Origin of the sequence: Streptomyces sp. NPDC048604 (assembly GCF_043199435.1) — a bacterium.
In the GTDB taxonomy this organism is placed as follows: Bacteria; Actinomycetota; Actinomycetes; order Streptomycetales; family Streptomycetaceae; genus Streptomyces.
This window is the reverse complement of the sequence record NZ_JBICVX010000001.1, coordinates 444,761-470,971: the sequence shown is the minus strand read 5'-3', so window position 1 is coordinate 470,971 and position 26,211 is coordinate 444,761. Positions and strand designations below refer to the sequence as shown.

Annotated in this window: 25 protein-coding genes; 13 read left to right on the top strand and 12 right to left on the bottom strand. The window is 73.7% G+C overall.

From position 1 onward, the window contains the following. The first annotated feature begins 30 nt into the window (after positions 1-30). The 3 genes from ACGFMM_RS02315 (at position 31) to ACGFMM_RS02305 (ending at position 3,060) form a co-directional block, all read left to right on the top strand. Complete coding sequence (locus tag ACGFMM_RS02315) at positions 31-453, top strand: organic hydroperoxide resistance protein (RefSeq protein ID WP_393642311.1); 423 nt, start codon at positions 31-33, stop codon at positions 451-453. 150 nt (positions 454-603) lie between these two features. Beyond that, positions 604-2,214 carry a serine/threonine-protein kinase gene (locus tag ACGFMM_RS02310; RefSeq protein WP_393642309.1) on the top strand — a complete coding sequence of 537 codons (1,611 nt, stop codon included), beginning with the start codon at positions 604-606 and terminating at the stop codon, positions 2,212-2,214. 9 nt (positions 2,215-2,223) lie between these two features. Continuing rightward, positions 2,224-3,060: an EI24 domain-containing protein gene (locus ACGFMM_RS02305; RefSeq protein WP_393642308.1), complete on the top strand. Its 837-nt coding sequence runs from the start codon at positions 2,224-2,226 to the stop codon at positions 3,058-3,060. A 35-nt stretch (positions 3,061-3,095) separates the two neighbouring features. Here ACGFMM_RS02305 and ACGFMM_RS02300 read toward each other — a convergent pair whose 3' ends face one another. Next, positions 3,096-3,824: a carbon-nitrogen hydrolase family protein gene (locus ACGFMM_RS02300; RefSeq protein WP_393642307.1), complete on the bottom strand. Its 729-nt coding sequence runs from the start codon at positions 3,822-3,824 to the stop codon at positions 3,096-3,098. A gap of 7 nt (positions 3,825-3,831) precedes the next feature. Continuing rightward, a complete protein-coding gene (locus ACGFMM_RS02295; protein ID WP_393642306.1) occupies positions 3,832-4,410 on the bottom strand; it encodes a TetR/AcrR family transcriptional regulator in 579 nt (192 codons plus the stop codon). Between the two features lie 163 nt (positions 4,411-4,573). Between ACGFMM_RS02295 and ACGFMM_RS02290 the strand changes: the two genes are divergently transcribed. Next, on the top strand, positions 4,574-7,033 hold the full coding sequence (locus ACGFMM_RS02290; RefSeq protein WP_393642304.1) for a glycoside hydrolase family 3 protein: 2,460 nt from the start codon (positions 4,574-4,576) through the stop codon (positions 7,031-7,033). 60 nt (positions 7,034-7,093) lie between these two features. Here the strand turns inward: ACGFMM_RS02290 and ACGFMM_RS02285 are convergent, their stop codons facing one another. Continuing rightward, positions 7,094-7,975, bottom strand: coding sequence for an SGNH/GDSL hydrolase family protein (locus ACGFMM_RS02285; protein WP_393642303.1), 882 nt, complete (start codon positions 7,973-7,975; stop codon positions 7,094-7,096). 261 nt (positions 7,976-8,236) lie between these two features. On the opposite strand from ACGFMM_RS02285, the gene ACGFMM_RS02280 reads away from it, so the two are divergent. Next, complete coding sequence (locus ACGFMM_RS02280; protein WP_393642301.1) at positions 8,237-8,731, top strand: DUF3145 domain-containing protein; 495 nt, start codon at positions 8,237-8,239, stop codon at positions 8,729-8,731. Between the two features lie 79 nt (positions 8,732-8,810). Here the strand turns inward: ACGFMM_RS02280 and fabF are convergent, their stop codons facing one another. The 5 genes from fabF to fasR form a co-directional block, all read right to left on the bottom strand. Beyond that, positions 8,811-10,073: a beta-ketoacyl-ACP synthase II gene (fabF, locus tag ACGFMM_RS02275; protein ID WP_393642300.1), complete on the bottom strand. Its 1,263-nt coding sequence runs from the start codon at positions 10,071-10,073 to the stop codon at positions 8,811-8,813. Between the two features lie 79 nt (positions 10,074-10,152). Then, on the bottom strand, positions 10,153-10,401 hold the full coding sequence (locus tag ACGFMM_RS02270; protein WP_393642298.1) for an acyl carrier protein: 249 nt from the start codon (positions 10,399-10,401) through the stop codon (positions 10,153-10,155). 73 nt (positions 10,402-10,474) lie between these two features. Beyond that, positions 10,475-11,476, bottom strand: coding sequence for a ketoacyl-ACP synthase III (locus ACGFMM_RS02265; protein ID WP_393642297.1), 1,002 nt, complete (start codon positions 11,474-11,476; stop codon positions 10,475-10,477). A 13-nt stretch (positions 11,477-11,489) separates the two neighbouring features. Then, positions 11,490-12,401 carry an ACP S-malonyltransferase gene (locus tag ACGFMM_RS02260; RefSeq protein WP_393642296.1) on the bottom strand — a complete coding sequence of 304 codons (912 nt, stop codon included), beginning with the start codon at positions 12,399-12,401 and terminating at the stop codon, positions 11,490-11,492. 89 nt (positions 12,402-12,490) lie between these two features. Then, positions 12,491-13,672: a fatty acid biosynthesis transcriptional regulator FasR gene (gene fasR / locus ACGFMM_RS02255; protein WP_393642294.1), complete on the bottom strand. Its 1,182-nt coding sequence runs from the start codon at positions 13,670-13,672 to the stop codon at positions 12,491-12,493. Positions 13,673-13,766: 94 nt separating this feature from the next. Between fasR and ACGFMM_RS02250 the strand changes: the two genes are divergently transcribed. Further along, complete coding sequence (locus tag ACGFMM_RS02250) at positions 13,767-14,441, top strand: pirin family protein (protein WP_393642292.1); 675 nt, start codon at positions 13,767-13,769, stop codon at positions 14,439-14,441. On the opposite strand, the gene ACGFMM_RS02245 is transcribed toward ACGFMM_RS02250, so the two are convergent. After that, positions 14,434-15,609: an Ig-like domain-containing protein gene (locus tag ACGFMM_RS02245; RefSeq protein WP_393642290.1), complete on the bottom strand. Its 1,176-nt coding sequence runs from the start codon at positions 15,607-15,609 to the stop codon at positions 14,434-14,436. The two genes, ACGFMM_RS02250 and ACGFMM_RS02245, sit on opposite strands and share 8 nt — an antisense overlap. A gap of 203 nt (positions 15,610-15,812) precedes the next feature. Between ACGFMM_RS02245 and ACGFMM_RS02240 the strand changes: the two genes are divergently transcribed. The 5 genes from ACGFMM_RS02240 to ACGFMM_RS02220 are packed head-to-tail and all read left to right on the top strand — an operon-like array spanning position 15,813 to position 21,392. Beyond that, the gene (locus tag ACGFMM_RS02240) at positions 15,813-16,994 is read left to right on the top strand and encodes a lipid II:glycine glycyltransferase FemX (RefSeq protein WP_393642288.1); all 1,182 of its coding nucleotides are present in this window, start codon (positions 15,813-15,815) and stop codon (positions 16,992-16,994) included. Next, on the top strand, positions 16,991-18,628 hold the full coding sequence (gene murJ, locus ACGFMM_RS02235) for a murein biosynthesis integral membrane protein MurJ (RefSeq protein ID WP_393642286.1): 1,638 nt from the start codon (positions 16,991-16,993) through the stop codon (positions 18,626-18,628). The genes ACGFMM_RS02240 and murJ overlap by 4 nt, the downstream gene beginning before the upstream one ends. Positions 18,629-18,661: 33 nt before the next feature. Further along, complete coding sequence (locus tag ACGFMM_RS02230; RefSeq protein WP_393642285.1) at positions 18,662-19,345, top strand: response regulator; 684 nt, start codon at positions 18,662-18,664, stop codon at positions 19,343-19,345. Continuing rightward, a complete protein-coding gene (locus ACGFMM_RS02225; protein WP_393642283.1) occupies positions 19,342-20,850 on the top strand; it encodes a sensor histidine kinase in 1,509 nt (502 codons plus the stop codon). The genes ACGFMM_RS02230 and ACGFMM_RS02225 overlap by 4 nt, the downstream gene beginning before the upstream one ends. Then, positions 20,847-21,392: a hypothetical protein gene (locus ACGFMM_RS02220; RefSeq protein ID WP_393642281.1), complete on the top strand. Its 546-nt coding sequence runs from the start codon at positions 20,847-20,849 to the stop codon at positions 21,390-21,392. Before ACGFMM_RS02225 ends, ACGFMM_RS02220 begins: the two co-directional genes overlap by 4 nt. 18 nt (positions 21,393-21,410) lie before the next feature. Here ACGFMM_RS02220 and ACGFMM_RS02215 read toward each other — a convergent pair whose 3' ends face one another. Further along, entirely contained in the window at positions 21,411-22,226 is an 816-nt protein-coding gene (locus tag ACGFMM_RS02215) for a serine hydrolase domain-containing protein (protein WP_393642279.1), read from the bottom strand. A gap of 61 nt (positions 22,227-22,287) precedes the next feature. On the opposite strand from ACGFMM_RS02215, the gene ACGFMM_RS02210 reads away from it, so the two are divergent. Both ACGFMM_RS02210 and ACGFMM_RS02205 read left to right on the top strand, forming a co-directional pair. Then, positions 22,288-22,698: a MerR family transcriptional regulator gene (locus tag ACGFMM_RS02210; protein ID WP_393642278.1), complete on the top strand. Its 411-nt coding sequence runs from the start codon at positions 22,288-22,290 to the stop codon at positions 22,696-22,698. Beyond that, the gene (locus ACGFMM_RS02205; protein ID WP_393642276.1) at positions 22,695-23,708 is read left to right on the top strand and encodes an aldo/keto reductase; all 1,014 of its coding nucleotides are present in this window, start codon (positions 22,695-22,697) and stop codon (positions 23,706-23,708) included. Before ACGFMM_RS02210 ends, ACGFMM_RS02205 begins: the two co-directional genes overlap by 4 nt. A gap of 28 nt (positions 23,709-23,736) precedes the next feature. Here ACGFMM_RS02205 and ACGFMM_RS02200 read toward each other — a convergent pair whose 3' ends face one another. After that, positions 23,737-24,933, bottom strand: a complete 1,197-nt coding sequence (locus ACGFMM_RS02200) for an acyltransferase (protein WP_393642275.1) — start codon at positions 24,931-24,933, stop codon at positions 23,737-23,739. Next, positions 24,930-25,946 carry an alpha/beta hydrolase gene (locus ACGFMM_RS02195; protein ID WP_393642273.1) on the bottom strand — a complete coding sequence of 339 codons (1,017 nt, stop codon included), beginning with the start codon at positions 25,944-25,946 and terminating at the stop codon, positions 24,930-24,932. Before ACGFMM_RS02195 ends, ACGFMM_RS02200 begins: the two co-directional genes overlap by 4 nt. Positions 25,947-26,211: the final 265 nt, after the last annotated feature.

The following is a 26,211-nucleotide window of genomic DNA, read 5'->3' as shown; positions in this document are numbered from 1 at the left end:
AGTCGCGGCGAACGAAAAAGGGAACACAGCATGTCCATCACGCAGTCCGACGTCCTGTACACCGCCGTCGCCACCGCCGAGAACGGGCGCGACGGCCGGGTGGCCACCGACGACGGCACGCTCGACGTCGTCGTCAACCCGCCCAAGGCCATGGGCGGCTCCGGCGCCGGCACCAACCCCGAGCAGCTCTTCGCCGCCGGCTACAGCGCCTGCTTCCAGGGCGCCCTCGGTGTGGTCGCCCGCAACGAGAACGCCGACGTCTCGGGCTCGACGGTCACCGCCGAGGTCGGCATCGGCAAGAACGACGACGGCTTCGGCATCATCGTCAAGATCTCCGCGACCATCCCGAACGTGGACGCCGAGACCGCGAAGAGCCTGATCGAGAAGGCCCACCAGGTCTGCCCGTACTCCAAGGCGACCCGCGGCAACATCACGGTCGAGCTCGCGGTCTGAGCCCACCGTCCGAGCGCCGCGCACGGGCTCGTTCCGAGTCACCGTGCGCGCGCTCCGTACGCCCGAAGGGCCGTACCCCGACCGACCGGGGTGCGGCCCTTCGTTCCGCTGCGGCATCATGGCCGTCATCTTGCGGGGGACGGGGGAGCGGTGTCGGAGCAGCAGTGGCCGGTGGGCGGCGAAGGCAAGGTCATCGGCGGGCGATACCGCCTGGGCGAGTCGCTCGGCCGGGGCGGCATGGGCGTGGTCCGGCGGGCCACCGACGAACTGCTCGGCCGGCCGGTCGCCGTCAAGGAGCTGACGCTCGACGGGGACGCCGACCCGGCGCGGGCGCTCCGTGAGGCGCGCGCCGTCGCCCGGATCAGGCACCCGCACGTGGTCGTGGTGCACGACGTCGTCGAGCACGAGGGCCGGCCCGCCATCGTGATGGAGCTGGTCGACGGCGGCTCGCTGGCCGAACGCCTCGCCCGGCCCGGCGGGACGATGTCCCCCGAGGAGGCCGCCCGCGCGGGGCTCGCGCTGCTCGACGCGCTGTGCGCCGCGCACGCCCACGGCGTGCTGCACCGCGACGTGAAACCGGCGAACGTGCTGGTCGAGGCCGGCACCGGACGCGTGGTCCTGACCGACTTCGGCATCGCCAGCCTCCCCGGCACGGCGACCACCATCAGCGGCACCGGCGCGTTCGTCGGCACCCCCGAGTACACCGCGCCCGAGCGGATGCAGGGCGCCGCCGCCGACCCGGCCGCCGACCTGTGGTCGCTCGGCGTGCTGCTGTGCGCGGCGGTGGCCGGCGAGTCGCCGTTCCGCCGGGACTCCATCGCCGCGGTGCTGCACGCCGTCGTGTTCGAGGAGATCCGGCCGTCGCCGAAGCTCGGTCCGCTGCTGCCCGTGGTGAGCGGCCTCCTGGAGCGCGACCCGCAGCGGCGCCTCGGCGCCGAGGAGGCGCGCCGGCTGCTCGCCGCCGTCGCGGCCGGGACGGCACCGGAGCCGTCGCCGCAGGCCGGGGCCTCGTACACGCCGACCCAGCGGGCCGTCGCCCCGCCGACGCCGCCGCCCCCGGCCAACAGCACCGATGCGCGGGACGGCCGCAAGGGCGCGCGGGCGGCCCTCGTGGCGGCGGGCGCCGTCGCCGCCTGCGCCGGCGCGATCACCGCGGTGCTGCTGCTCGGCGACCGGTGGACCGGTACCGACCCGGTCGGGAAGGGAGCCGCGACCGCGACGACCACCGCCACCGCCACGGCGCAGGTGACCGCCCCCGCGCCCACTACCGCCGTCGCCACGCGGAGCAACACGCCCGCCCCCGGATCGACGGCCGTGCCGCCCGGGTACAAGCGGGTCGTCGACGAGCGCGGCTTCAGCCTGATCGTGCCCGCTGCCGCCGAGCGCTCCGAGCAGGGCGTACGGACCTTCTACATCACGCCCGACGGGACCTTCCGGGTCGGCGTGAAGACCGGCGCGATCCCGCCCGGCGGGGCGGAGGCGTCGATGCGGGCCGCCGACGCCGCCGGGCCGAAGAACAACCCGGGGTTCCGCGACAACGCGATCACCCCCACCACGCACCACGGCCTGAGCGCCGTCCTCTGGCAGTTCACCTGGGACGGCTTCGACGCGGGCGAGGGCGCCCGGCACACCTACGACCTGTGCTGGGAGGAGAACGGATGGCTGTACGACGTCTGGGTCTCCGGTCCCGCCGCCCGCGCCGGGGAGACCCGCGCCCACTTCGACAAGGCCGTGGAGTCGTTCGCTCCGAGCGCCCTTTAGGGTGAACCCATGCGCGAATTCGGGGTGGGTTTCGGTCACCTGCTGAACGGCCAGAAGTGGGTGCTCCGGCACGGACGGTGGTTCGGCTTCGGGCTGCTCCCCGGACTCGTCACGCTGCTCCTGTACGTCGGCGCCCTCGTCGGGCTCGGTTACGGGGCCGACGACCTGACGGCCTGGGCCACGCCCTTCGCCGACGACTGGACCTCGCCCTGGCAGGGCCTCCTCCGCGGCCTCCTGACCGGGCTGGTCTTCGGCTTCGGGCTGTTCCTCGCGGTGATCACCTTCACCGCCGTCACCCTGCTGGTCGGCCAGCCGTTCTACGAGTCGCTCTCCGAGGCGGTCGAACGCAGCGAGGGCGGCCCGGTCCCGCAGTCCAAGCTGCCGCTCTGGCGCGAGCTGTGGATCTCCGCCCGGGACAGCCTCAAGATGCTGCTGCGGGTGGCCTGTTTCGGCGTGCTCCTGTTCGTCTGCGGTTTCATCCCGGTGCTCGGACAGACGGTCGTGCCGGTGATCGGCTTCTGCGTCTCGGGTTTCTTCCTCGCGCAGGAACTGACGAGCGTCGCGCTGCAGCGGCGCGGCATCGAGCTCAAGGAACGGCTGCCGATGCTGCGCGCCCGGCGCAGGGCCGCCCTCGGCTTCGGCGTGCCGCTGGTCCTGGCCTTCCTGGTGCCGTTCGTCGCGGTGCTCCTGATGCCCGGCGCGGTGGCCGGCGCGACGCTGCTGGCCCGCGAGCTGTCGGGCCCGGGACCGGAGACCGGGACGCCCGGGCAGGAGCCGGCCGCCGAGCCGGCCGGGACCGCCGCCCCGAATCAGCGGCCGGTCCCCGGCAACCCGTACGCGTCCTGACCCGTACGCCTCCTGAGTCCTCCGCGTCCTGAGCCCTACGCGTCCCCGCCCACGGGCAGTTCCGCCGTCGCGTACCCCTGCTTCGTGCCCGCGTCGGCGAGCCGCTCGCCGTCCGGGCCCCAGACGCCGCTGCGGCCCTCGCACGCGCCCGCCTCGTTGGTCCCGAGGGTGTTGCCGAGCACCACGTACAGCCCGAAGTCCCGGGCGCGCGCCGGGTAGACCGCCTCGAACGAGTCGTTCTCCGTGTCCAGCACCGAGCTCGCCAGGTACACCCGGCAGCCGTCCGAGGCGGCCCGCTCGGCGAGTTCGGGGAAGCGGTTGTCGTAACAGGTGGCGAGGGCGAACCGGACGCCGTCCAGTGCGAAGCGGCCGTCCCGGTCGCCGGCCGTGAAGACCTCGCGCTCGTAGCCGTACAGGTGCTGCTTGTCGTACCGGGCGAGCAGGGCGCCGTCCGGCCCGAACACCAGCGTGGTGACCCCGGGCCGCTCCCCGTCCCCGGTCCGCACCGGCCCGTTGACCACCGCCGCCGCACCGGCCGCGCGGCACGCCTCCCGTATCGGTTCGAGCCGGAGGTCGTCCTCGGTCAGGGCCAGTGCCGGGTCGGCGTGGATCAGGCTGGGCTCGTATCCGGTGAGGGCGAGCTCGGCGAGGACCACGAGCCGGGCGCCGTCGGCCCCGGCCGCCCGCACCAGCTCGGCGACGGTACGGACGTTGGCCTCGATGTCCCCGGGGACCGGGGCGAACTGGGCTGCTGCGACGATCATGGGCCCATCATCTCCCGGTCGCGTCGCCGCCCGTCAGCAGCCGTACGAAGTCGCGGAACGCCGCCGGCATGTCCACCGAGGCCGGGTCGAGCAGCCACTGGTACTGCAGCCCGTCCATCACCGCCGTCAGCAGCGGCGCGGCCTGTTCGGGGGTCAGGCCGCCGGCGAGGCGCTCGCCGAACTCCAGCCGCAGCACCTGCGCCATGTTCTCCCGCACCTGCGCGTACCGCTCGGTGAAGAACTCGCGCGCCGGATGACCGTCCGTCACGCTCTCGCCGAGCAGCGCGGAGAAGGTCTGCACGATGCCCGGCCGCATCGCGTTGTACTCGACCAGCGACTCGATCAGGTCGAGCCGCCAGTTCTCGCGGTCGCGGCCGCCGCTGGTGTCCCAGCGGTCGCGCTCCTGGAGCACCGCGACGAGCAGCGCCTCCTTCGTCGGGAAGTAGTGCAGCAGCCCCTGCTGGGTGAGGCCCACCCGCTCGGCCACCGAGCCGAGCGTCGCGCCCCGGTAGCCGCGCTCGGCGATCACTTCCAGGGCGGCACGCACGATGTCCCCGCGCCGCTCCTCGCTCCTGGCCCGCGCCATCGCCGTGGCCTCCTCTCGCCGGTGTTCCCGATGTGCTTCGTCGCACAGGAAGGTACGCCATCCACGCCACCATGAGATAACGAATCAATCACGTAACCTACCGATCTACCGGTAGGCGGGTGCACCATGGCGGCCACCGACACGTCAACGAGGAGGTACGGCCATGGCGGAGACCGCACGGGACGACGACGCCCGGAGAGAGGCGGCTGTCGAGGCGGCGCTGAGCAGGCTCGACCTGGACGCCAGGACGCGGCTGCTCGCCGGCCGGGACATGTGGTCGCTGCCGGCCCTGCCCGAGATCGGCCTCGGCTCCCTGGTCATGTCGGACGGCCCGATCGGCGTCCGCGGCGTCCGCTGGACCGCCGACGACCCGTCCGTCGCGCTCCCCTCGCCGACCGCCCTCGCCGCCGCCTGGGACCCGGAGCTGGCCCGCCGGGCGGGCCGGCTGCTCGCCCAGGAGGCCCGGCGCAAGGGCGTTCACGTACTCCTCGCGCCCACCGTGAACCTGCACCGCTCGCCGCTCGGCGGCCGGCACTTCGAGGCGTACAGCGAGGACCCGTACCTCACCGGCGCCGTCGCCACCGGCTACGTCCGGGGCGTCCAGGAGGGCGGCGTCGGCACCACCGTGAAGCACTTCGTCGCCAACGACGCCGAGACCGACCGCTTCACCGTCGACAACAGGATCGCCCCGCGCCCGCTGCGCGAGCTGTACCTCGCCCCCTTCGAGGCGATCGTCGAGAACGCCTGCCCCTGGGGCATCATGACCGCCTACAACCAGGTCAACGGCACCACGATGACCGAGCACCGGTACCTCGTGAACGAGGTCCTGCGCGGCGAGTGGGGCTTCGACGGGGTCAACGTCTCCGACTGGATGGCGGCCCGCTCCACCGTCGGCGACATCGAGGGCGGCCTCGACATCGCCATGCCCGGCCCGCAGACCGTGTACGGGGAGGCGCTGGCCGCCGCCGTGCGGGCCGGCGAGGTCGCGGAGTCCGCCGTCGACGCGGCCGTACGCAACGTCCTGCGGCTCGCCGCCCGCGTCGGCGCCCTCGAAGGCGCGCCGCCGGTCGTCGCCGAGCCGCCCGCCGGCATCGACGGCGACGCGCTGGCCCGCGAGCTCGCCCGCCGCGGCTTCGTCCTCGTCCGCAACGAGAGCGACGCGGACGGCAAGCCCGCCCTGCCGCTCGCCTCCGGCACGACCGTCGCCCTGTCGGGCGCGGCCGCCCGCGACGCCCGCGTCCTCGGCGGCGGCTCCGCGCAGGTCTTCCCCGACCATGTGGTCTCCCCGCTCGACGGGCTCGCCGCGGCCCTGCCCGAGGGCTCCCTGACGTACTTCGTCGGCGCCGACCCCAGCGACGAACTGACCCCCGCGGGGCAGGGGTTCACCCTGCGCGCCGTCTGCCGCGACGCCGCCGGGAACGTGCTCGGCGAGGGCACGCTGCCGAGCGGCCAGGTGCAGTGGATCGGCGACGACCTGCCCGCCGGCGTCACCCACGAGGCGCTCGCCTCCATCGAGGTCGTCGGCACGTTCACCCCGCGCGAGAGCGGCGCCCACGCCTTCGGCACCCGCGGCCTCGGCGCGTACCGGCTCGCCGTCGCCGGGCGGACCCTGTTCGACGGCGTGCAGCACATGGGACCGGAGACCGACCCGTTCGAGGCGTTCTTCGGCTCGCCCGTCGAGCGCGGCACGGTCGAGCTCACCGCCGGTGAGACCGTCGAGGTGTCGCTGCTGCACACCCTCGCCAAGGAGTTCGCCGCCCCGCTCCCCGCGGTCATGTTCTCCTTCGTCCACCTCGGTCCGCGCCGGGACCCCGACGAACTGATCGCCGAAGCGGCCGAGGCGGCCCGCGCCGCCGACACCGCCGTCGTGGTCGTCGCCACCACCGAGCGCGTCGAGTCCGAGGGCTTCGACCGCACCGGTCTGGCCCTGCCCGGCCGCCAGGACGACCTCGTGCGCGCCGTCGCCGCGGCCAACCCGAACACGGTCGTCGTGGTCAACGCCGGCTCCCCGGTGGAGCTTCCGTGGCGCGACGACGTCGCCGCGGTGCTGCTGGCCTGGTTCCCCGGCCAGGAGGGCGGCGCGGCGCTCGCCGACGTCCTCACCGGCGCCGAGGAGCCCGGCGGCCGGCTGCCCACCACCTGGCCGGCCGCCCTCGCCGACGCGCCGGTGACCCGGGTCACCCCGACCGACGGCGAACTCTCCTACGACGAGGGCGTGTTCATCGGCTACCGGGCCTGGGACCGGGCCGGCGCCGTCCCCGCGTACCCCTTCGGTCACGGCCTCGGCTACACCACCTGGTCGTACGACTCCCTGGACGCCGGCCCGGAGCGGGCCGGCGTCCGGATCACCAACACCGGGAGCCGCACCGGCCGCGAGACCGTCCAGCTCTACCTCGCCCCCGTCCTCGACACCCACGAGCGCCCGGCGCGCTGGCTGGCCGCCTTCGCGAGCGTCGAGGCCGCCGCGGGACAGTCCGTGGACGTCGAACTCGCCCTGCCCCGGCGGGCCTTCGAGATCTGGGACGAGGAGAAGGGCGGCTGGGTGTTCGTGCCCGGCGCGTACCGGGTCGTCGCCGCGCACTCGCTCACCGACGAACGGCTCGCCGTGACGCTGGAGCTCTGACCGCCCCGCGCCGTGCCCACCGGACCGGCCCCGGGGCGGAACCTGACGCCGCCCCGGGGCCTACGCCCGTGTGACCTGCCGGTACGCCAGCTCGGCGAGCCGCGCCTGGCCGTCCTTGCTGGGGTGGAAGAAGTCCCAGGGGCTGAGCTGCTCGTCGCCGAACGGGTAGCCGAACACCGCCCCGCCGTCGTACCGGCAGCGGGCGTCCGTCGCGCAGACCTCGCGCAGCACCTCGTTGTACGCCACCACCCGCTCCCGCACCCGGTTCCGGCGCGCCTCCGCGGCGGCACCGGTGTCCTCGGCGCCGGAGAGCATCGAGCCGCAGATGCCCAGCTTCCATATCTGACGGCTCATCGGGTTCGTCCGGCCGGTGGACCACAGCCGCTTCAGGTCCGGCACGCTCGACACGTACACCTGCGCCTTCGGCGCACCGGCCCGCAGCCGGGCCAGCGCGGCGGCGAACGAGGCCCGGAAGTCGGCGACCGGGGTCATCTGCTCGGGGCGCTCCCGGCAGGCGTCGTTGGCGCCCGCCATCACCGTCACCAGCTCCGGACGTTCGGCCGCCGCCCGGGCCATCTGCTCCGGCAGTTCGGCCATCCGCGCACCGCTGCGGGCGAGGTTCCAGCTGCGGGCGGCCGTGCCGGTCGGGCCGAGCAGCCGCAGCGCGAGGCTGTCGACGGAGGCGTCCGTGCCGGTGGACCAGGAGACCTCGGGGCAGTCCGCGAGGATCTGGCAGGCGTCGAAGCCTCGGGTGATGGAGTCGCCGACGGCCGCGATCGACGCGGGGCTGCGGTCCCAGACGGGCGTGGGGGAGGGCTTCGGGGAGGGGCGGGCGGCGGCCGCCGTGCCGTCGTCCGGTCCGCAGCCGGAGAGCGTCGCCGCGCACAGCAGCGCGGCCACCCCTCCGGCGACAGTCCTGTGGAATCGTCGCCCCGCGCGCATCTTTCGGTCCCCTCCGTCGCGTCCTGGCGAGTGAAAGCTTGGTGTCCACCCGCACCAGGACCGACCGTACGTCACCCCAAGGAGGGTGCGGCACGGTAGTTTTTCCCCCGTCGAACCAGAGGCGTCTCTGCCTACCGGCTCCGGTAAATTACATCACGTCACATGCTGTCCCTTTTTCAGGGGTTTGTGACGTTTTACTCCCGATGCTGTTTACTGAGGCCGCTGGGAAAAGGCGAACCTCGTCCCACACTGGAGGTCCCGGTGACGACACGTGGAGTTCTGTACGTGCACTCCGCACCGCGCGCGCTGTGCCCGCACGTCGAATGGGCGGTGGCGGGCGTCCTCGGTGCGAGGGTCCAGCTCGACTGGATCCGCCAGCCCGCGGCCCCCGGGACGTGGAGAGCCGAGTTCTCCTGGCAGGGCGAGACCGGCACGGCGGCCAAGCTCGCCTCCGCGCTCCGCGGCTGGCAGATGCTCCGCTTCGAGGTCACCGCCGAGCCCTGCCCGACCGCCGAGGGCGAGCGCTACAGCGCCACCCCCGACCTCGGCATCTTCCACGCCGTCACCGGACTGCACGGCGACATCCTCGTCCCCGAGGACCGGCTGCGGGCGGCGCTCGCGCGGTCCACGCGCGGAGAGTCCGAACTCGAGGCGGAGATCGCCAAACTGCTCGGCAAGCCCTGGGACGACGAACTGGAGCCCTTCCGCTACGCCGGCGAGGGCGCCCCGGTCCGCTGGCTCCACCAGGTCGTCTGACCCTCCCCCCAGCGCAGCACGCCGAAGGCCCCCCGGCAGGAGCCGGGGGGCCTACATGGCGTCACAGAGGACCGCGCGGTCACACCGTCCGGAACGCCAGCACCACGTTGTGGCCGCCGAAGCCGAACGAGTTGTTGATCGCGGCGATCGTGCCCTGCGGGAGTTCGCGCGGCTCGTCGCGGACGATGTCGGCCTCGACCGCCTCGTCCAGCTCGTCGATGTTGATCGTCGGCGGGGCCGTGCGGTGGTGGAGGGCCAGGACCGTCGCGACGGTCTCGATGCCGCCCGCGCCGCCGAGGAGGTGGCCGGTCATGGACTTCGTCGCGGAGATCGCGACGTGGTCCAGGTCGTCGCCCAGGACCTTGCGCAGCGCCTTGATCTCGGCGACGTCGCCCTGCGGCGTCGACGTGGCGTGCGCGTTGAGGTGGACGACCTCGGACGGCTTGAGGTCCGTCGAGTCCAGCAGGTTCTGCATCGCGGAGGCGATGCCCCGGCCGGTCGGCTCGGGCTGCGCGATGTGGTGGCTGTCGGCCGACAGGCCCTGCCCCAGCACCTCGCAGTAGATCCGCGCGCCGCGGGCCTTGGCGTGCTCCTCGGACTCGAGGATCACGACGCCCGCGCCCTCGCCGAGCACGAAGCCGTCACGGCCGGTGTCGTACGGACGGGAGGCCTTCGTCGGCGCGTCGTTGTTCTTGGACATCGCCATCATGTTGGCGAAGGCCGCGATCGGCAGCGGGTGGATCGCCGCCTCGGTGCCGCCGGCCACGACCACGTCGGCCCGGCCGGTACGGATCATCTCGACGGCGTAGCCGATCGCCTCGGCGCCGGACGCGCAGGCGGACACCGGGGTGTGCACGCCCGCCCGGGCGTTCACCTCCAGGCCGACGTTCGCGGACGGGCCGTTCGGCATGAGCATCGGCACGGTGTGCGGGGAGACGCGGCGGACGCCCTTCTCCTTCAGCACGTCGTACTGGTCGAGCAGCGTCGTGACACCGCCGATGCCGGACGCGATGACGGAACCGAGTCGCTCGGGAGCGATCTTCTCGTCCTCGCCGGCCGGGGCGGTGTAGCCCGCGTCGGCCCACGCCTCGCGGGCCGCGATCAGCGCGAACTGCGCCGAGCGGTCCAGCTTGCGGGCCAGCGGGCGCGGAAGCACCTCCTCCGGGTCCACCGCGGCGGGCGCGGCGATCCGGACGGGCAGCTCGGCGTAGCGGTCGCCCTCCAGGGGCTTCACGCCGGAGCGGCCGGCCAGCAGACCTTCCCAGGTCGAGGCCGAGTCGCCACCCAGCGGTGTGGTTGCGCCGATACCGGTGACGACCACGGTGCGATTGGTCGAGCTCACAGGAATTCTTTCTCCACGTGTGTGATGGTCGAAATACGGCGCCACCGCCGGGTGGCTGACCGAGTCAGCAGGGGCCGAATCAGCCCTGGTGCTTCAGGATGTAGTCGGCAGCGTCGCCGACCGTCTTGAGGTTCTTGACGTCCTCGTCGGGGATCTTGACGTCGAAGCGCTCTTCGGCGGCGACGACGACCTCGACCATGGACAGCGAGTCGACGTCCAGGTCGTCGGTGAAGGACTTGTCCAGCTGGACGTCCTCGGTCGGGATGCCGGCGATCTCGTTGACGATCTCGGCGAGACCCTTGACGATCTCTTCCTGGGTGTGGGCCATGCTGGGCGCTCCTTGGGTGTTGTTCAGGTTGTTCAGACTGCTGCGGCTCCGTCCGGTTCGCACCGGACGGCGCCTAGGGGAGGGTAACGACCGTCGCGGCGTAGACGAGACCCGCCCCGAAGCCGATGACGAGCGCGGTGTCGCCGCTCTTCGCCTTCCCGGTCGCCAGGAGCCGCTCCATAGCGAGCGGGATCGAGGCGGCCGAGGTGTTGCCGGTGGTCTCGATGTCACGGGCGACCGTGACGTGCTCCGGCAGCTTCAGCGTCTTCACCATCGAGTCGATGATCCGCATGTTCGCCTGGTGCGGGATGAAGACGTCCAGGTCCGCCACCGACATGCCGGCGGCGTCCAGCGCCTGCTGGGCGACCTTGGCCATCTCGAAGACGGCCCAGCGGAAGACCGCCTGACCCTCCTGCGTGATGGCCGGGAACTTCTCGACCTCACCGGAACGGTAGTCCGTCCACGGCACGGTCTGCTTGATGGTCTCGGACTTGTCGCCCTCGGAGCCCCAGACGGTCGGGCCGATGCCCGGCTCGTTCGCGGGGCCCACGACCACGGCGCCGGCGCCGTCGCCGAAGAGGAACGCGGTCGCGCGGTCCTCCAGGTCCGTCAGGTCGCTGAGCCGCTCGACGCCGATGACGAGCACGTACTCCGACGAGCCCTCGACGATCATGCCCTTGGCCAGGGTCAGCCCGTAGCCGAAGCCCGCACAGCCCGCGGAGATGTCGAATGCGGCCGGCTTGACCGCGCCGATCTTGTCCGCGATCTCCGTGGCCACCGCCGGCGTCTGCTTGAAGTGCGAGACGGTGGAGACGATCACGCCGCCGATCTGCTCCGGGGTGATCCCGGCGTCGGCGATCGCCTTGCCCGCCGCCTCGACCGACATCGCGGTCACGGTCTCCTCGGGGGAGGCCCAGTGGCGGGTGGTGATGCCGGAGCGGGAGCGGATCCACTCGTCGGACGAGTCGATCTTCTCGAGGATCACCTCGTTCGGCACCACACGGGTCGGGCGGTAGCCGCCGACACCGAGGATGCGGGCGTACGGGGCGCCCTTGCTGGGCTTGATCTTCGACATGCTGGGCGGCTCCTTAGGCAGTGTGCTCGGAAAGCAGCGTGCGGGCCGCGTCGAGGTCGTCGGGGGTCTTCAGGGCGAGGGTCTCCACGCCCGGCAGCGCGCGCTTGGCCAGACCCGTCAGGGTGCCGCCCGGGCACACCTCGACCAGGGCCGTCACGCCGAGCGCCTTGAACGTCTCCATGCACAGGTCCCAGCGGACCGGGTTGGCGACCTGGCCGACCAGGCGCGAGACGACCTCGGCGCCGGTGGCGACCTGAGCGCCGTCCTTGTTGGAGACGTACGGCAGGGACGGGTCGGCGACGGTGAGCGCGCGGGCCGCGTCGGCCAGCTTCGCCACCGCGGGCTCCATGTGCAGCGTGTGGAACGCGCCGGCCACCTTCAGCGGGACCACCCGGCGGACGCCCTCGGGCTTGTCCGCCTCCAGCGCCGCGAGCTGCTCCAGCGTGCCCGCGGCGACGATCTGCCCGGCGCCGTTCACGTTGGCGGGCGTCAGGCCCAGCTTCTCCAGGTGCGGAAGCGTTGCTTCAGGGTCGCCGCCGAGCAGCGCCGACATGCCCGTCTCCACGACGGCGGCGGCCTCGGCCATCGCCAGACCGCGGGTGCGGACGAATCCGAGCGCGGCGGTGTCGTCGAGGACGTCCGCGAGGGCGGCCGCGGTGATCTCACCGACGCTGTGGCCGGCGACCGCGTTCGGCCGCATGCCGATCGCCTCGGCGGACAGCAGACCCGCCGCCACCAGCAGCGGCTGCGCCACCGCGGTGTCGCGGATCTCGTCCGCGTCCGCCTTGGTGCCGTAGTGGGCGAGGTCGAGCCCGATGGCGTCCGACCAGGCCGCGATGCGGTCGGCCGCGCCAGGGAGTTCGAGCCAGGGAGTCAGGAAGCCGGGCGTCTGGGCGCCTTGGCCGGGAGCGACGAGTACGAGCACCCTCACACTCTCTCTTGTGGACGGTTCCGGTGGCCCGTGGGGACAGGGACGAAGAACCGTCGGGGGAATTGTTGACGTCCGACAAAAGTCTAGGACTGCGGATCGCCGTCGGCCAGACGCCCCAGGATCAGGGCGATCCGCAGCGTGAACGCGGAACGGACATCGGAGGGTGACCAGCCGGTGACGTCGGTCACACGTCGAAGCCGGTAGCGCACGGTGTTCGGGTGGACGAACAGCATCCGTGCCGCGCCCTCCAGGCTGCTCGCCTGCTCCAGATAGACACTCAGAGTTTCCAGCAGCGCCGAGCCCGCTTCTTCCAGCGGTCTGTAGATCTCCTCCACCAACTGCTCGCGCGCCGCAGGGTCGGAGGCGATGGCCCGCTCCGGCAGCAGATCGTCCGCGAGCACCGGGCGCGGCGCGTCCTGCCAGGCGCCGCACGCCTTCAGACCGGCCGCCGCGGCCTGCGCGGAGCGTGTCGCGGCCAGCAGGTCCGGTACGACGGGCCCGGCGACGACCGGACCGGCCGCGTACGGGCCGATCAGGGCCTTGGCGACGCCGAGCGGGTTGTCGCTGCCGCCGGCGATCACGACCAGCCGGTCGCCGAGGACACCGGTCAGGACCTGCAGCTTGGCGTGCCGGGCCGCGCGCCGGATCGCCTCCACGGTCAGCTCGCTGTCGCCGTCGGGGGCGGTGCCGAGGACGACGCACACATGCTCCGGCGAGTTCCAGCCGAGCGCGGCGGCGCGGGACACCGCGCCCTCGTCGGCCTCGCCGGACAGCACCGCGTTGACGACCAGCGACTCCAGGCGCGCGTCCCACGCGCCACGGGCCTCGGCGGCCTGCGCGTAGACCTGCGCCGTGGCGAACGCGATCTCCCGCGCGTACACCAGCAGCGCTTCGCGCAGCACGGACTCGTCACCGGGGGCGGCGACCTCCTCGATCGCCGTCTCCATGACCTCGATGGTCGTCCGGACCATCTCGACGGTCTGGCGCAGCGTGATCGCGCGGGTCAGCTCGCGGGGCGCGGTGCCGAAGACGTCGGTGGAGATCGCCTGCGGGGTCTCGGGGTGCCGGAACCACTCGGTGAACGCGGCGATGCCGGCCTGCGCGACCAGGCCGATCCACGACCGGTTCTCGGGCGGCATGGCCCGGTACCACGGCAGCGTCTCGTCCATGCGGGCGATCGCGTGGGCGGCGAGCCGCCCCGACGACTGCTCCAGGCGCTTCAGGGTCGCGGAGTGGGGATGATCGGCGTTCGTGGGTTCAGGCACGGACTAAGGGTGCCTTATCGGAAGGGCGGGATGTGGCCAGGGGCGTCCGTTGCGGGCCGCCGGCCGCTCCGGCGGCGGGGGATACCGTTGCCCCGTGATTCGGATTCAGCGGGCCGGCGAGCGTTACCCCGGCGGCGACCCCTCCGCCGGGATCGAGACGGCGCACGCGTTCTCGTTCGGGGGCCACTACGACCCCGACAACCTCCGCTTCGGCGCGATCCTCGCCTGCAACGAGGAGCGGCTCGCCCCCGGCGCCGGGTTCGACGAGCACCCGCACAGCCATACCGAGATCGTCACCTGGGTCGTCGAGGGCGAGCTGACGCACCGCGACTCCGCGGGTCACGTGAGCACCGTCCGGGCCGGCGACCTGCAGCGGCTCAGCTCCGCCGCCGGCGTGCGGCACGTGGAGCGCAACGATGGCGCCGTGCCGCTCGCCTTCGTGCAGATGTGGCTCGCCCCGCTGGACCCCGGCGGCGAGCCCGCGTACGAGCTTGTGCCGGGGATCGCCGACTCCACCCCGTACGCCCTGCCGGAGGCCGCCGCGATGCTGCACGTCCGCCGGCTTGAGCCGGGCGAGCGGACGGCCGTGCCGGACGCCGACCACGTGTACGTCCATGTCGTGCGCGGCACCGTCCGCCTCGACGGCGAGGAACTGGCCCCCGGCGACGCGGCCCGCGTCACGGACGCGCGGGACCTGGCGCTGATGGCGACGGACGACGCCGAGGTCCTGCTCTGGGAGATGAAGGACCCGCGGCGCGCGGTCAGCTGAGCGCGCTCTTCGCCTTCCACTGCGGCCACGACACGTTCCACGCCCCGTAGCCGTTGCCCTCCGCCACCGTGCCCTTGGTGTCCCCGCCCTTGATCTCGAAGGGGTCGCCGACCCGGACCTCGCCGTAGAACGACGCCGCCTGCGCCGTGCTCATGCCGATGCAGCCGGAGCTGCGGTTCGCCACGCCGAACCACTGCGCGTTCCACGGTGCGGCGTGCGCGTACATGCCGGACCAGGTCAGCCGCATCGAGTAGTCGACCATCTTGTCGTAGGCGTCGCCGAGGCCGACCGTCTCCGAGTTCATGTTGATCGTGCCCTCCTTGGACATCAGCACCGCCGTGCCGCGCCAGGAGCGCTTGTCGCCGCCGGGGGTGCCGCCGGAGACGGGGATCGTCCGGACGACCCTGCCGGCCCGCTCCAGCCTCAGCTTCTTCGCGTCCAGGTCGACCTTCACTATCTGCCGCTCACCGACGGTGAAACCTGTCTTGTAGTCGCGGACGAACCAACCACCGCCCGAGTCCACGCCGTTGAGCGTCGCCTCCAGGGTGACCTTCGTGCCGGGCCGCCAGTACTCCTTCGGCCGCCAGTCGGCCCGGTCCTTGCCGGACCAGTCCTTCAGCCAGCCCCACGAGCCCTCCGTGCCGTTCGAGGTGGTGACCCTCAACTGCCGCTCCACGTCGGCCTTCCGGGTCACCGGGCCGTCGAAGACGATCGACAGGGGCTGGCCGACGCCGACGGTCGTGTTCTTGCCGGGGGCCAGGGTCAGCTTGTTGACCTTCTCCGCCTCCGCCGTGTCGAACGTCGACCGCGACGTCGTCGCCTTCCCGCCGGCCGTCCGCGCCGTCGCCTCCACGCGGTACGAGACGCCCGGCGCCGCCACCCGCTCCGACACCCACGACGCGCCGCCGGGCGCGATCCGGCCCGCGAGCACCCCGCCCTTCGCGTCGACGACCTTCACCGCGGTCAGCGTCCCGCCGGTCGCCGTCACGGTCACGGTCCGGCCGGCCGCCGGGCTCACCACGGTCACCTTCGCGGCGGGTTCCTCCGCCGCCGGGCTGTCCGCCGTACGGGGCGAGCCGGACGCCCCCGACGAACAGGCCGCCAGGACTGAGCACAGGGCGACCGCAGCCAGGGCGGGACGCAGACGTATTCGAGCGTGCGCAGACATCACGGAACCTCCGGGATCCGACATCCGAAAAAGGTGGGATGACCGGACAGTAAGTCGCGCCCACCAGCCGAAACCCCATGTGACGGCCGCTGAAGAAATACGGTCATCGTCCGGTCACAATCGCCGCGCGGAGCGGTCGCATTCGGCTGTGAGCCTGCTGTGCGTCCCCACCACCGAGGGGACGGAACAAGGAGGCTCCCGTTGTGTCAGCGCTGCTCGTGACGGCCCCCGCAGCCGGGGCCGGGAAAGAGGCCCGGCTCCGCCCGGTCACCGCCCAGGAGTACCGGGCGTTCATCGCGTCGCGCGCCGCCCGGCCCGACGGCCCCAGCTTCCTGCAGTGCCCCTCCTGGGCCGGCGTGAAGACCGGCTGGCGGCCGCTGTTCCTCGGCTGGGGGCCCGACGACGGCCGGCTCACCGGCGCCGCGCTGGTCCTGCTGCGCTCCTTCCCCGGCACCCGCAAGTCCTTCGCCTACCTGCCCGAGGGGCCCGTCGCCGACTGGGCCGACCCCGACCTCGACCACTGGCTCGCCCCGCTCCTGCGCCACCTGCGGTCGGCCGGCGCGTTCGCCGTGCGCATCGGTCCCACGCCCGACTTCCGGCGCTGGAACGCCGCCCGGCTCAAGACCCTCACCGGCCCCGGCCGGCGACTGTCCGACGTGCTCGCCTGCGAGGTCGATCCGCTCGGCACCGCCGTCGCCGAACGCCTCCGCGCCCGCGGCTGGCGCCGCTGCGGCGGCGACGCCGAGGACGGTGCGGACGCCCAGCCCCGCTTCGTCTACCGCGTGCCGCTGGCCGGCCGCACCACGGACGAACTGTGGGCGGGCCTCAACCAGGAGTGGCGGCGCAACGTCCGCAAGGCCCGCAAGGAGGGCGTCGAGATCGTCGTCGGCAGCGCCGCCGACCTGCCCGAGTTCCACCGGCTGCTGCGGATCACCGAAGCCCGCGACGGCTTCCGGCTCGGCCGCGACCTCGCGTACTTCGAGCGCCAGTACGCCGTCCTCAACGCCGAGGAACCGGGCCGGATGAAGCTCTACCTCGCCCGCCACCAGGGCGAGATCCTGGCCGCCCACACGATGGTCACCGTCGGCCGCCGGGTCTGGTACCAGACCGGCGCGTCCGCCGACCACCGCCGCGAGGTCCGCCCCTCCAACGCCCTGCAGTGGCGCATGATGTGCGACGCCCACGCGGCCGGGGCCGACGCCCACGACATGCGCGGGGTACCCTCCACCCTCGATCCGGACGACCGCGCCCACGGGCTGCTGCGCTGGAAGCTCGGCACGGGCGGACAGGTCGTCGAGACGCTGGGGGAGTGGGAGACACCGTTGCACGGCACGACCAACCACACGCTGTACCGCGCCTTCCAGGCGTACCTGGCCCGCCGATGACGACCGCCGTGGGGGAGAAGCGCGCGGCGTCCGTGCTGCGCAGCGGCGCGGTGATGGCGGCCGGTTCGGTCGTCTCGCGCGCCACCGGCTTCGTCCGCTCGGCCGTCGTCGCGGCGGCCCTCGGCGTCGGTGCGCTCGCCGACGGGTACGCGGTCGGCAACTCCGTACCGACGATCGTGTACATGCTGCTGCTCGGCGGCGCGCTCAACGCCGTGTTCGTGCCGGAGCTGGTCAAGGCCGCGAAGGAGCACGAGGACGGCGGCGCCGCGTACACCGACCGGCTGCTGACCGTCTGCGTCCTCGCGCTGCTCGCGCTCACCGCGGGCGCGGTGCTCGCGGCGCCCGCGATCGTCGACGCCTACACCGACTACACCGGCGAACAGCGCACCACGACGGTCGCCTTCGCCCGCTACTGCCTGCCGCAGGTGCTCTTCCTCGGGCTGTTCACGCTGCTCGGCCAGGTCCTCAACGCGCGCGGCCGGTTCGGCGCGATGATGTGGACGCCGGTGCTCAACAACCTCGTCGTCATCGGGGTGTTCGCGCTGTACCTGGCGACCGCGGACGGCGGCGCGGTCTCCGCCCGCGAGACCGCGCTGCTCGGCTGGGGCACCACCGCCGGCATCGCCGTACAGGCACTGGCGCTGCTCCCCGCGCTGCGCGCCGCCGAGTTCCGCTGGCGGCCGCGGTTCGACTGGCGCGGCAGCGGGCTGACGGCCCCGCTGCGGGCGGCCGGCTGGCTGGTGCTGCTCGTCCTCACCAACCAGGCCGCGTACTGGGTGACCACCAGGCTCGCGACCGCGGCCGGTCAGCGCGCCGGGGCCGCGGGCGTGGACGGCGGCGTCGGCTTCGCCGCGTACAACAACGCGTACCTGGTGTGGGCCGTGCCGCACGGCATCGTCACCGTCTCGCTGGTGACCGCGCTGATGCCGCGGATGAGCGCGGCCGCGGCGGACGGCGACCTGGCGAAGGTGCGCGCGGACGTCGGGTACGCGCTGCGCACCAGCGCGGCCGCCGTCGTCCCGGCGGCCTGCGCGCTGTTCGCCCTCGCCGTGCCGCTGCTCGCCCTCGTCTTCCAGTACGGCAGGACCGACGCGCAGGACATCCGCGCGATGGCGGGCACGCTGATGGCGTTCGCCCCCGGCCTTATCGCCCTGTCCGGGCAGTACGTGCTCACCCGCGCGTTCTACGCGCTGCGCGACACCCGCACCCCGTTCCTGCTGAACCTGCTGATCGCGGGCGGGAACGCGGCGCTGTCCTGGGCCGCCTACGCACTGCTGCCCGCGCACTGGGCGGTCACCGGCATGGCCGCCGCGTACTCGCTGGCCCTGTGGGCCGGCTGGGCGGCGACGGGTTGGGCGCTGCGCCGCCGGCTGCGCGGGGCCGACGCGGACACGGGTGCGGGGACCCCGGCTGCGCTCGTACGGCTGCTGGCCGCCGCCGTCCCGGCCGCCGCGCTGGGGCTCGCCGCGGCCAGGCTCACGGCCCCTGCCGGACCGGCCGCCGCGGCCCTCGTGGGCGCACTCGTGATCGTGGCCGTCTTCGCCCTGGCCGCCCGCCCGCTGCGCCTGACCGAGGTGCAGGGCCTTCTGGCGGCCGCCCGCCGCCGCGCGACGGGGCTCCGCCGCCGTGGCTGACCCGACCCTTCCGACCCCTGGGATACTGCTGCGATGCCTCGCGTGCTGCTGATAGAAGACGACCCCGCCGTCCGGGAAGGGGTCGAACTCGGGCTCCGGCGCCGGGGACACGAGGTGCGCGGCGCCGCGACCGGCGAGGCGGGCCTGGCGCTGCTCGCCGAGTTCCGGCCCGACCTGGTGCTGCTCGACCTGATGCTGCCCGGCATGAACGGCGTCCAGGTCTGCCGGCGGGTCCGCGAGGACAGCCAGCTGCCGATCATCATGCTCACCGCCCGCGGCGACGACTTCGACGTCGTCGTCGGTCTGGAGGCCGGCGCGGACGACTACATCGTCAAACCGGCCCGCACCGAGGTCATCGAGGCCCGCATCCGCGCCGTGCTGCGGCGGATCGAGGAGCCCGGCGGCGGGCGGGCGGCCGTCGAGTTCCACGGCGAACTCGCCGTCGACCGCACCGGCCTCACCGTCGCCAAGGCGGGCGTCCGGATCGCCCTCGCGCCCTCCGAACTGAAGCTGCTGCTCCACCTCTGCGCCGCGCCCGAGCAGGTCTTCAGCCGCCAGCAGCTCCTGGAGCACGTCTGGGAGCACAGCTACCACGGCGACGCCCGGCTCGTGGACGCCTGCGTCCGCCGGCTCCGCAACAAGATCGAGGACGTGCCCGGCAGCCCGCGCTACATCCAGACCCTGCGCGGCTTCGGCTACCGCTTCGGACCGCTGTGAGGACGCACGTACAGGACGACGACGGCGACGAGCGCGACGGCCGTCCGGCGGGACGGCGCCCGCTGCGGCTGCGCCCCTTCGGGCTGCGCGCCCGGCTCGTCCTCGCGTTCCTCCTGGTCGCCGCCGTCGGCTGCGGCACCACCGCCGCACTCACCTACCGCGCCGCCCGCAGCGCCGTCCTGGAGCAGACCCAGGACACCGCCGTCACCGCCTTCCGCCAGCAGGTGGAGACCCTGACCACCCGGCTCCCGATCGAACCGGCCACCCTGCGCGGCGAGCTGCTGCGCATCGCCAAGCACGGCAAGCCGCACCCCTGGCGGGTCTACGCCGAGTACGGGACCCTGCGGGTCTCCTCCACGGACCGCCCCGAGTCGACCGTCCTCACCCCCGAACTGCGCGCCCGGGCCCGCGCCCTCGGGGCCACGCACGGCAGCTTCCAGCGGGTGGTCAAGGCCGGCCGGCCGTACCTGACCATCGCCGTCCCCGCCCTCTTCCCCGAGGACGACGGCTACCCGGCGGCCCGCCCCACCGGTCTGGTGCTGTACGCGGTGATGGAACTCGGCGCGGAGGAGGCGAACATCGAGGCCATGGTGCTGGCCGCCCGGGACGGCGCCGTGCCCGCCCTCGCCATCGCCCTCATCCCGGCGCTGCTCGCCGCCCGGGGCGTGCTGCGCCCGGTGCGCGAACTGCGGCTCGCCGCCCGGAGCATGGGCCGGGGCCGGCTCGACACCCGCATCCACGCCAAGGGCAGCGACGAACTCGCCGATCTGGCCCGGACGTTCAACGCCTCCGCGGCCCAACTGGAACGCTCCGTCGCCGAACTCCGCAGCGCCGAGACGAAGGCCCGCCGCTTCGCCTCGGACGTCTCCCACGAACTGCGCACCCCGCTGGCCGGCATGCTCGCGGTCACCGAGGTGCTCGACGAGGACGCGGCCGCGCTCGACTCCGACACGGCCCGCGCCGTCCGTCTGATCAGCAACGAGACGGGGAAACTGGCCGCGCTCGTCGAGGACCTGATGGAGATCTCCCGTTTCGACGCCCGCGCCGCGGAACTGCACACGGACGAGGTCGACGTCGCGGAGGCGGTGCGCAAGACCCTGGAGAAGCGCCGCTGGACCGGGCCGGACCAGGACTCCGCCGAGGTGATCACGGAACTCGCCGACGGCCTGCGGGCCCGGCTCGACCCGCGCCGCTTCGACGTCGTCGTCGCGAACCTGGTGGGCAACGCGCTGAAGCACGGCGCACCGCCGGTGACGGTGCGGGTGTACGAGGACGGGGGCCTGCTCGTCACAGAGGTCGCCGACCGGGGCCCGGGCATCCCGGAGGACGTGCTGCCGCACGTCTTCGACCGCTTCTACAAGGGCGACCCGGCCCGCAGCCGCTCGTCCGGCAGCGGCCTGGGCCTGGCGATCACCCGGGAGAACGTCCTGCTGCACGGCGGCGAGGTCGTCGCCGCCGACCGCCCCGGCGGCGGCGCGGTCTTCACGGTCAGGATCCCGCTGTGAGCGCCCGGCGACCGGCCGCACGGCGGGGACTGGCCCGGGGACTGGCCGCCCTGCTCGGGCTGTGCGCCCTGGCGGGCTGCGGCATACAGAACACCGAGGTCGTCGAGGCGGGAGCCGGCGCGCCCGTCACCGTACGGCCGGCGAAGGGCGCCCGGCTGATGCTGTTCTTCGTCGCCGCGGACGGCCGGCTGATGCCGGTGGTCCGCGATGTGGGACTGGGCGGCGACAGGGCCGAGTACCGCGTCGCCACGGACGTGGTGCTCAGGGCCCTGTACAACGGCCCGGACGCGCGTGAGCGGGCCGCCGGGGCCACCACCCGGCTGACCGAGCAGCGCAAGGTGCACGCCGGCTCCGAGGTCCGCTCCGGCGGGCGCCGGGTGATCGTGGTCGGCGTCGCGGGGACCGTCGGCGACCTGGACCCGGTGGCCGTACGCCAGCTGGTGTGCACGGCCGGGTACGCCGAGGCGCCCGGGCAGGACCTGCAGGTGGAGGTGGTCGGCGTCGACGGCCCCCTCCCGGCGACCCGGTGCGAGCTGGAGTGACCGGGCGGCCGCCGGGCGCTACGCCCGCAGCTCGGCGAGCACGGCGTCCGTGAACGGCGGCCAGGCCTCGATCGCCCACGGCCCGAAGGCGCGGTCGGTCAGCGCCACGCACGCCGCGCGCGCGTCCGGGTCGATCCACAGGAACGTGCCCGACTGCCCGAAGTGGCCGAACGTACGCGGCGAGGACGAAGCGCCGGTCCAGTGCGGCGACTTGGAGTCCCGGATCTCGAAGCCCAGCCCCCAGTCGTTCGGCCGCTGGTGGCCGTAGCCCGGCAGGATGCCGGTGGTGCCCGGGTACGTCACCGTCATCGCGTCGAGGACCGTGCGCGCGTCGAGGAGCCGCGGCGCCTGCACCTCAGCGGCGAACCGCACCAGGTCGTCGACCGTCGACACGCCGTCCTTCGCGGGCGAGCCCTCCAGCGACGTCGCCGTCATGCCCAGCGGCTCCAGGACCGCCTGGCGCAGGTACTCCGCGAACGGGATGTCCGTGGCCTTGGCGACCAGGTCGCCGAGCACCTCGAAGCCGGTGTTGGAGTAGATCCGCCGGGTGCCCGGCGCGGCCATGACCCGGTTCTCGTCGAAGGCGAGCCCCGAGGTGTGCCCCAGGAGGTGCCGTACCGTCGCGCCCTCGGGCCCGGCCGGCTCGTCGAGGTCGACCGCCCCCTCCTCGTACGCGACGAGGACGGCGTACGCGGCCAGCGGCTTGGTCACCGACGCGAGCGGGAACCGCCGGTCCGTCGCTCCGTGCGCTCCCGCCAGGGAGCCGTCCGCGCGGACGACGGCGGCGGCCGCGGTGGGAACGGGCCAGTTCTCGATCAACGCCAGGCTCTGCATGCGGACGAGCCTACTTGCCTCATTTGCTTCGAGTGCACTCCAACGTTTTAGCGTGGAGGTCATGAGCGTGACGGAGACCACGACCGGGCCTGCCGCCAAGGACCGCTACACGATCAGCGAGGTGGCGGCCCTGACCGGCCTCACCGCGCACACCCTGCGCTGGTACGAGCGGATCGGCCTCATGCCGCACGTTGACCGTTCGCACACCGGCCAGCGCCGCTTCACCCGGCGCGACCTGGACTGGCTGGCCTTCGTCGGCAAGCTGCGGCTGACCGGGATGCCGGTCGCCGACATGGTCCGGTACGCGGAACTGGTGCGCGCGGGCGAGCACACGCACGCCGAACGGCAGGCGCTGCTCGAGTCCACCCGGCGCGACGTGCTGAACCGGATCGCCGAGCTCCAGGACACGCTCGCCGTACTCGACTTCAAGATCACTCACTACGGGAAACTCAGCGGAGGCACTCCCACATGACGACCAGGATCGACACCGTCCGGCTCGGCGGCCAGGACGGCCCGGAGATCGGCGTCCAGGGCTTCGGAGCCATGGGCATCAGCGAGTTCTACGGTGACACGGACGAGACCGCGGCCCGTGACACCCTCGACGCGGCCCTGGAGGCCGGCGTCACCCTGATCGACACGGCCGACGCGTACGGGCGGGGCGCCAACGAGGAGTTCCTGGCGCCGTTCGTCGCCGCGCACCGCGACGAGATCACGCTGGCCACCAAGTTCGCCATCGAGCGCACCGACGACCCCACGTCCCGGGGCATCCGCAATGACCGCGCCTATGTCCGGCAGGCGGTAGAGGGCAGTCTGCGCCGCCTCGGCGTCGAAACCATCGATCTGTACTACATGCACCGCCGCGACCCGGCCGTGCCGCTGGCCGAGTCCGTCGGCGCGATGGCGGAGCTGGTGCGGGAGGGGAAGGTGAAGCACCTGGGGCTGAGCGAGGTGACCGGAGCGGAGCTGCGCGAGGCGTACGCCGTGCACCCGATCGCGGCGCTGCAGTCGGAGTGGTCGCTGTTCTCCCGGGACGTGGAGCGCAGCGCGGTCGGCGCGGCGGCGGAACTGGGCGTGACGTTCGTGCCGTACTCCCCGCTCGGGCGCGGCTTCCTGACCGGCTCGTTCGCGGACGCCACCAAGGACCTCTCGGACGGCGACTACCGGCGCGCCCAGCCCCGCTTCAGCGGCGAGAACGCCGAGCGGAACGCGGCGCTCCTGGCCCCGGTCCACAAGATCGCGGCGGCCCACGGGGCGACGGCGGCGCAGGTGGCGCTGGCCTGGGTGCAGCAGCGGGCCCGGGTGCACGGCCTCACGGTCGTCCCGATCCCCGGCACCCGCAAGCGCTCCCGGCTGCTGGAGAACGCGGCGGCCACGAGGATCACGCTGACGGACACGGAACTGGCGCAGCTGGAGCCGATCGCCGCCCAGGTGACGGGCGACCGGTACCCGGACATGTCCTTCACGGCGGTGGGCCGGGAGTAACCCGGTCGTCCGGTCCACGTCGTCCGGTTCACGCCAGGGCGAACACCGCGAACCCGGCGGCCAGGGCTCCCGCCGTGGCACGCAGGGCGGGTCCGGTGTTCGCCCAGGGCGCCTCGAACCGCCGCGCGTACCGCCCGATGAGGACGAGCAGCACGGCGAACACCGGCATCCAGGCCAGCCGGGCGAGGACCCAGCCGGCCGTGTCCGGCGCGCCGACCAGGCCGGTGAGCTCACCGCCGTACGAGGCCGGGATCGCGGCGGCGAGCATCGCCGTCTGGTGCCAGCACAGGATCGTCATCGCGGACAGGTTGATCACGACGACCGGCGCCCAGAGCAGAGGCCGGCGCAGCAGCCGTCCCAGCCGGTCCCGGAGCAGGATCGCCGCGCCGCTCTGTGCGGCGGCGAGCGCCAGCACCAGCAGCGACGGCGGGTGGGAGTTGGTGCGGGCCTCGCCGGGCACGCCGACCATGGACGCCGGGTAGTCGAAGGCGAGCAGCAGCGCGGCGAACAGGGCCGTGCCGCCGAGCAGCAGACCCCAGGCGTGCCGCCGGGCGACCCGGCCCTCGGCCCAGGCGACGCCGAGCTGGTACGCGAACATCCAGCCGGGCAGGATGTTGACGACGCTCAGCCAGCCCGGCATGGCGTCGCCGTACGGCCCGTAGCGCAGCGCGTCGACGACGGCGACGGTCCCCAGCAGCGGGGCCGCGGCCAGGATGCCGAACCGGCGGGCGACGCGGACGCAGTACGGGGTGAGCGCGGTGATCACCGTGTAGACGCCGACGAACCACAGGGGCTGGACGACCAGCGTGGACGCGGTCCGCAAGGTGCCCTCGGGCACGGCGAACCCGTAGTGCAGCAGCGCCAGCAGCGCGGCCCAGACGGCCGTGACGCCGAGCACGGGCCGGCCGAGCCGGGCGAGCCGCCCCCTGAGCCAGTCGCGGGCGGGGCCGGTGTGCCGCGCGTACGACAGGGCGGAGGCGAACCCGCCGACGAGGAAGAAGATCCCGAGCATCTGGAGCACCCAGCTGACCGGGGCGAGCCCGCCGAGGGCGGAGAGCGGGCTGGCGTTGTGGATCGCGCCGTCCGCGGTGAGCGTGAACCCGCCGAGCAGCCAGTGCCCGGTGGGGACGGCGAGCAGCGCGAGGGCGCGCAGGCCGTCGACGGCGCGGTCGCGATGGGCGGGCGTACGACGGTCGACGGCCCGCACGGTCTCGAGGATCCTCACCGCACCTCACCCCGGGCGATGGCGGCGAAGGCGCGCAGGGACATGGTGCCGGGCGCGAAGTACCCGTCGTGCCCACGGGCGTCGTCGGCGGGCACGGGCCGCGCGCCGAACTCGGGGGCGGTGGGGTCGGCGCCGTGCCCGAGGCCGAGGAGCCGGACGTTGGGCACCTTGGAGATCCAGTCGTCCGGGTCCTTGGCGGCCCAGACGCGGGCGGAGGTGCGCAGTCCGGCGACGTTGGCGGCGCGCATGCCCGGGGAGCCGTGGACGACGACGTCCCGTGCCTTGAGCCGGTGCGCGGCGAGCCCGCAGACGACGGAGCCGTAGCTGTGGCAGAACACGGCGGGCTCGGGTGCGCCGGCGGCGACGAGCCCGTCCACGAACCGTACGAGCCGTCCCGCCCCGGCCTCGGCGAGGCCCCCGGTGGCGGCGTCGACCCCGACGCCGACCGGCGTGGTGTACCCGACCCAGGCGACGACGGCGGTCCCCGCCCCGGCCGCGTCGTGCAGCGCCTCGGCCTTGGCGACGACCGGTGCGCTGCGCCCGGCGTCGACGTCGGACCCGGGCACGACGACGGCGACGTGCGCGGCGCGCCGCAGGTCCCCGACGACGACGGCGACCTGGCCCCGCCCGCGCGGGTCGTACGAGAGCACCTGGCGCACCTGCCGCCCGGAGAACCGCGGATCCCCTTGCAGGGAGCGGGCGTTGGCGGCGTACCGGAGCTCGAGCGGAACCCCGTCGAGATTCCCGACGACGGCAGGGTGCCGCTGCACGAGAAGCCGCTGCTCGGCGGCGCTCAACGTCCCGAACCACCGGGCGGCCTGCGCCGGACCCAGTGTCTCGGGATCCGGCAGCCCGGCCCGCATCCATGCGTCCCGAGCCTCCTCGGGCAACCCCACGACGGCGCTCTGCGCCCCCGCCGAGGCCCACCCGGTGGTCCCCGCGACGGCGGTGACCGCGAGCGCGACGGCGGCCAGTGTCTTCCTGTACCGCAGCCCCCGCTGACTTCCCCGCATCCGAAGCCCCTCCCTGTTCCTGTCCCTGTCCCAGCCGTTGACGGGAGGAAGGTAGGAAGAGAACGCGGCCCGGCACGTCACGCCGCGGAGCCAAGCCGTGCCTCATACCGGGGTACCCCCGGAACGACCGGCGGCCCCGAGGGGAGGCGGGGGGTTAACCCCCGGGGGAGTACCGGAGGCAGCCCTTCTGAGCTGCGCCGCAACCGGGTGCGGGGTGGGGGGAGTTCGGCTCGCGCTCTTCGGACCGCGCCGCCCCCGGGCGGGC

Coding starts and splice junctions, on each gene's coding strand:
- ACGFMM_RS02305 (WP_393642308.1), top strand. CDS start 2,224: ATGCGCGAATTCGGGGTGGGTTTCGGTCACCTGCTGAACGGCCAGAAG.
- ACGFMM_RS02300 (WP_393642307.1), bottom strand. CDS start 3,824: ATGATCGTCGCAGCAGCCCAGTTCGCCCCGGTCCCCGGGGACATCGAG.
- ACGFMM_RS02210 (WP_393642278.1), top strand. CDS start 22,288: ATGAGCGTGACGGAGACCACGACCGGGCCTGCCGCCAAGGACCGCTAC.
- ACGFMM_RS02265 (WP_393642297.1), bottom strand. CDS start 11,476: ATGTCGAAGATCAAGCCCAGCAAGGGCGCCCCGTACGCCCGCATCCTC.
- ACGFMM_RS02245 (WP_393642290.1), bottom strand. CDS start 15,609: ATGTCTGCGCACGCTCGAATACGTCTGCGTCCCGCCCTGGCTGCGGTC.
- ACGFMM_RS02215 (WP_393642279.1), bottom strand. CDS start 22,226: ATGCAGAGCCTGGCGTTGATCGAGAACTGGCCCGTTCCCACCGCGGCC.
- ACGFMM_RS02205 (WP_393642276.1), top strand. CDS start 22,695: ATGACGACCAGGATCGACACCGTCCGGCTCGGCGGCCAGGACGGCCCG.
- ACGFMM_RS02290 (WP_393642304.1), top strand. CDS start 4,574: ATGGCGGAGACCGCACGGGACGACGACGCCCGGAGAGAGGCGGCTGTC.
- ACGFMM_RS02315 (WP_393642311.1), top strand. CDS start 31: ATGTCCATCACGCAGTCCGACGTCCTGTACACCGCCGTCGCCACCGCC.
- ACGFMM_RS02195 (WP_393642273.1), bottom strand. CDS start 25,946: ATGCGGGGAAGTCAGCGGGGGCTGCGGTACAGGAAGACACTGGCCGCC.
- ACGFMM_RS02285 (WP_393642303.1), bottom strand. CDS start 7,975: ATGCGCGCGGGGCGACGATTCCACAGGACTGTCGCCGGAGGGGTGGCC.
- ACGFMM_RS02230 (WP_393642285.1), top strand. CDS start 18,662: ATGCCTCGCGTGCTGCTGATAGAAGACGACCCCGCCGTCCGGGAAGGG.
- murJ (WP_393642286.1), top strand. CDS start 16,991: ATGACGACCGCCGTGGGGGAGAAGCGCGCGGCGTCCGTGCTGCGCAGC.
- ACGFMM_RS02295 (WP_393642306.1), bottom strand. CDS start 4,410: ATGGCGCGGGCCAGGAGCGAGGAGCGGCGCGGGGACATCGTGCGTGCC.
- ACGFMM_RS02270 (WP_393642298.1), bottom strand. CDS start 10,401: ATGGCCCACACCCAGGAAGAGATCGTCAAGGGTCTCGCCGAGATCGTC.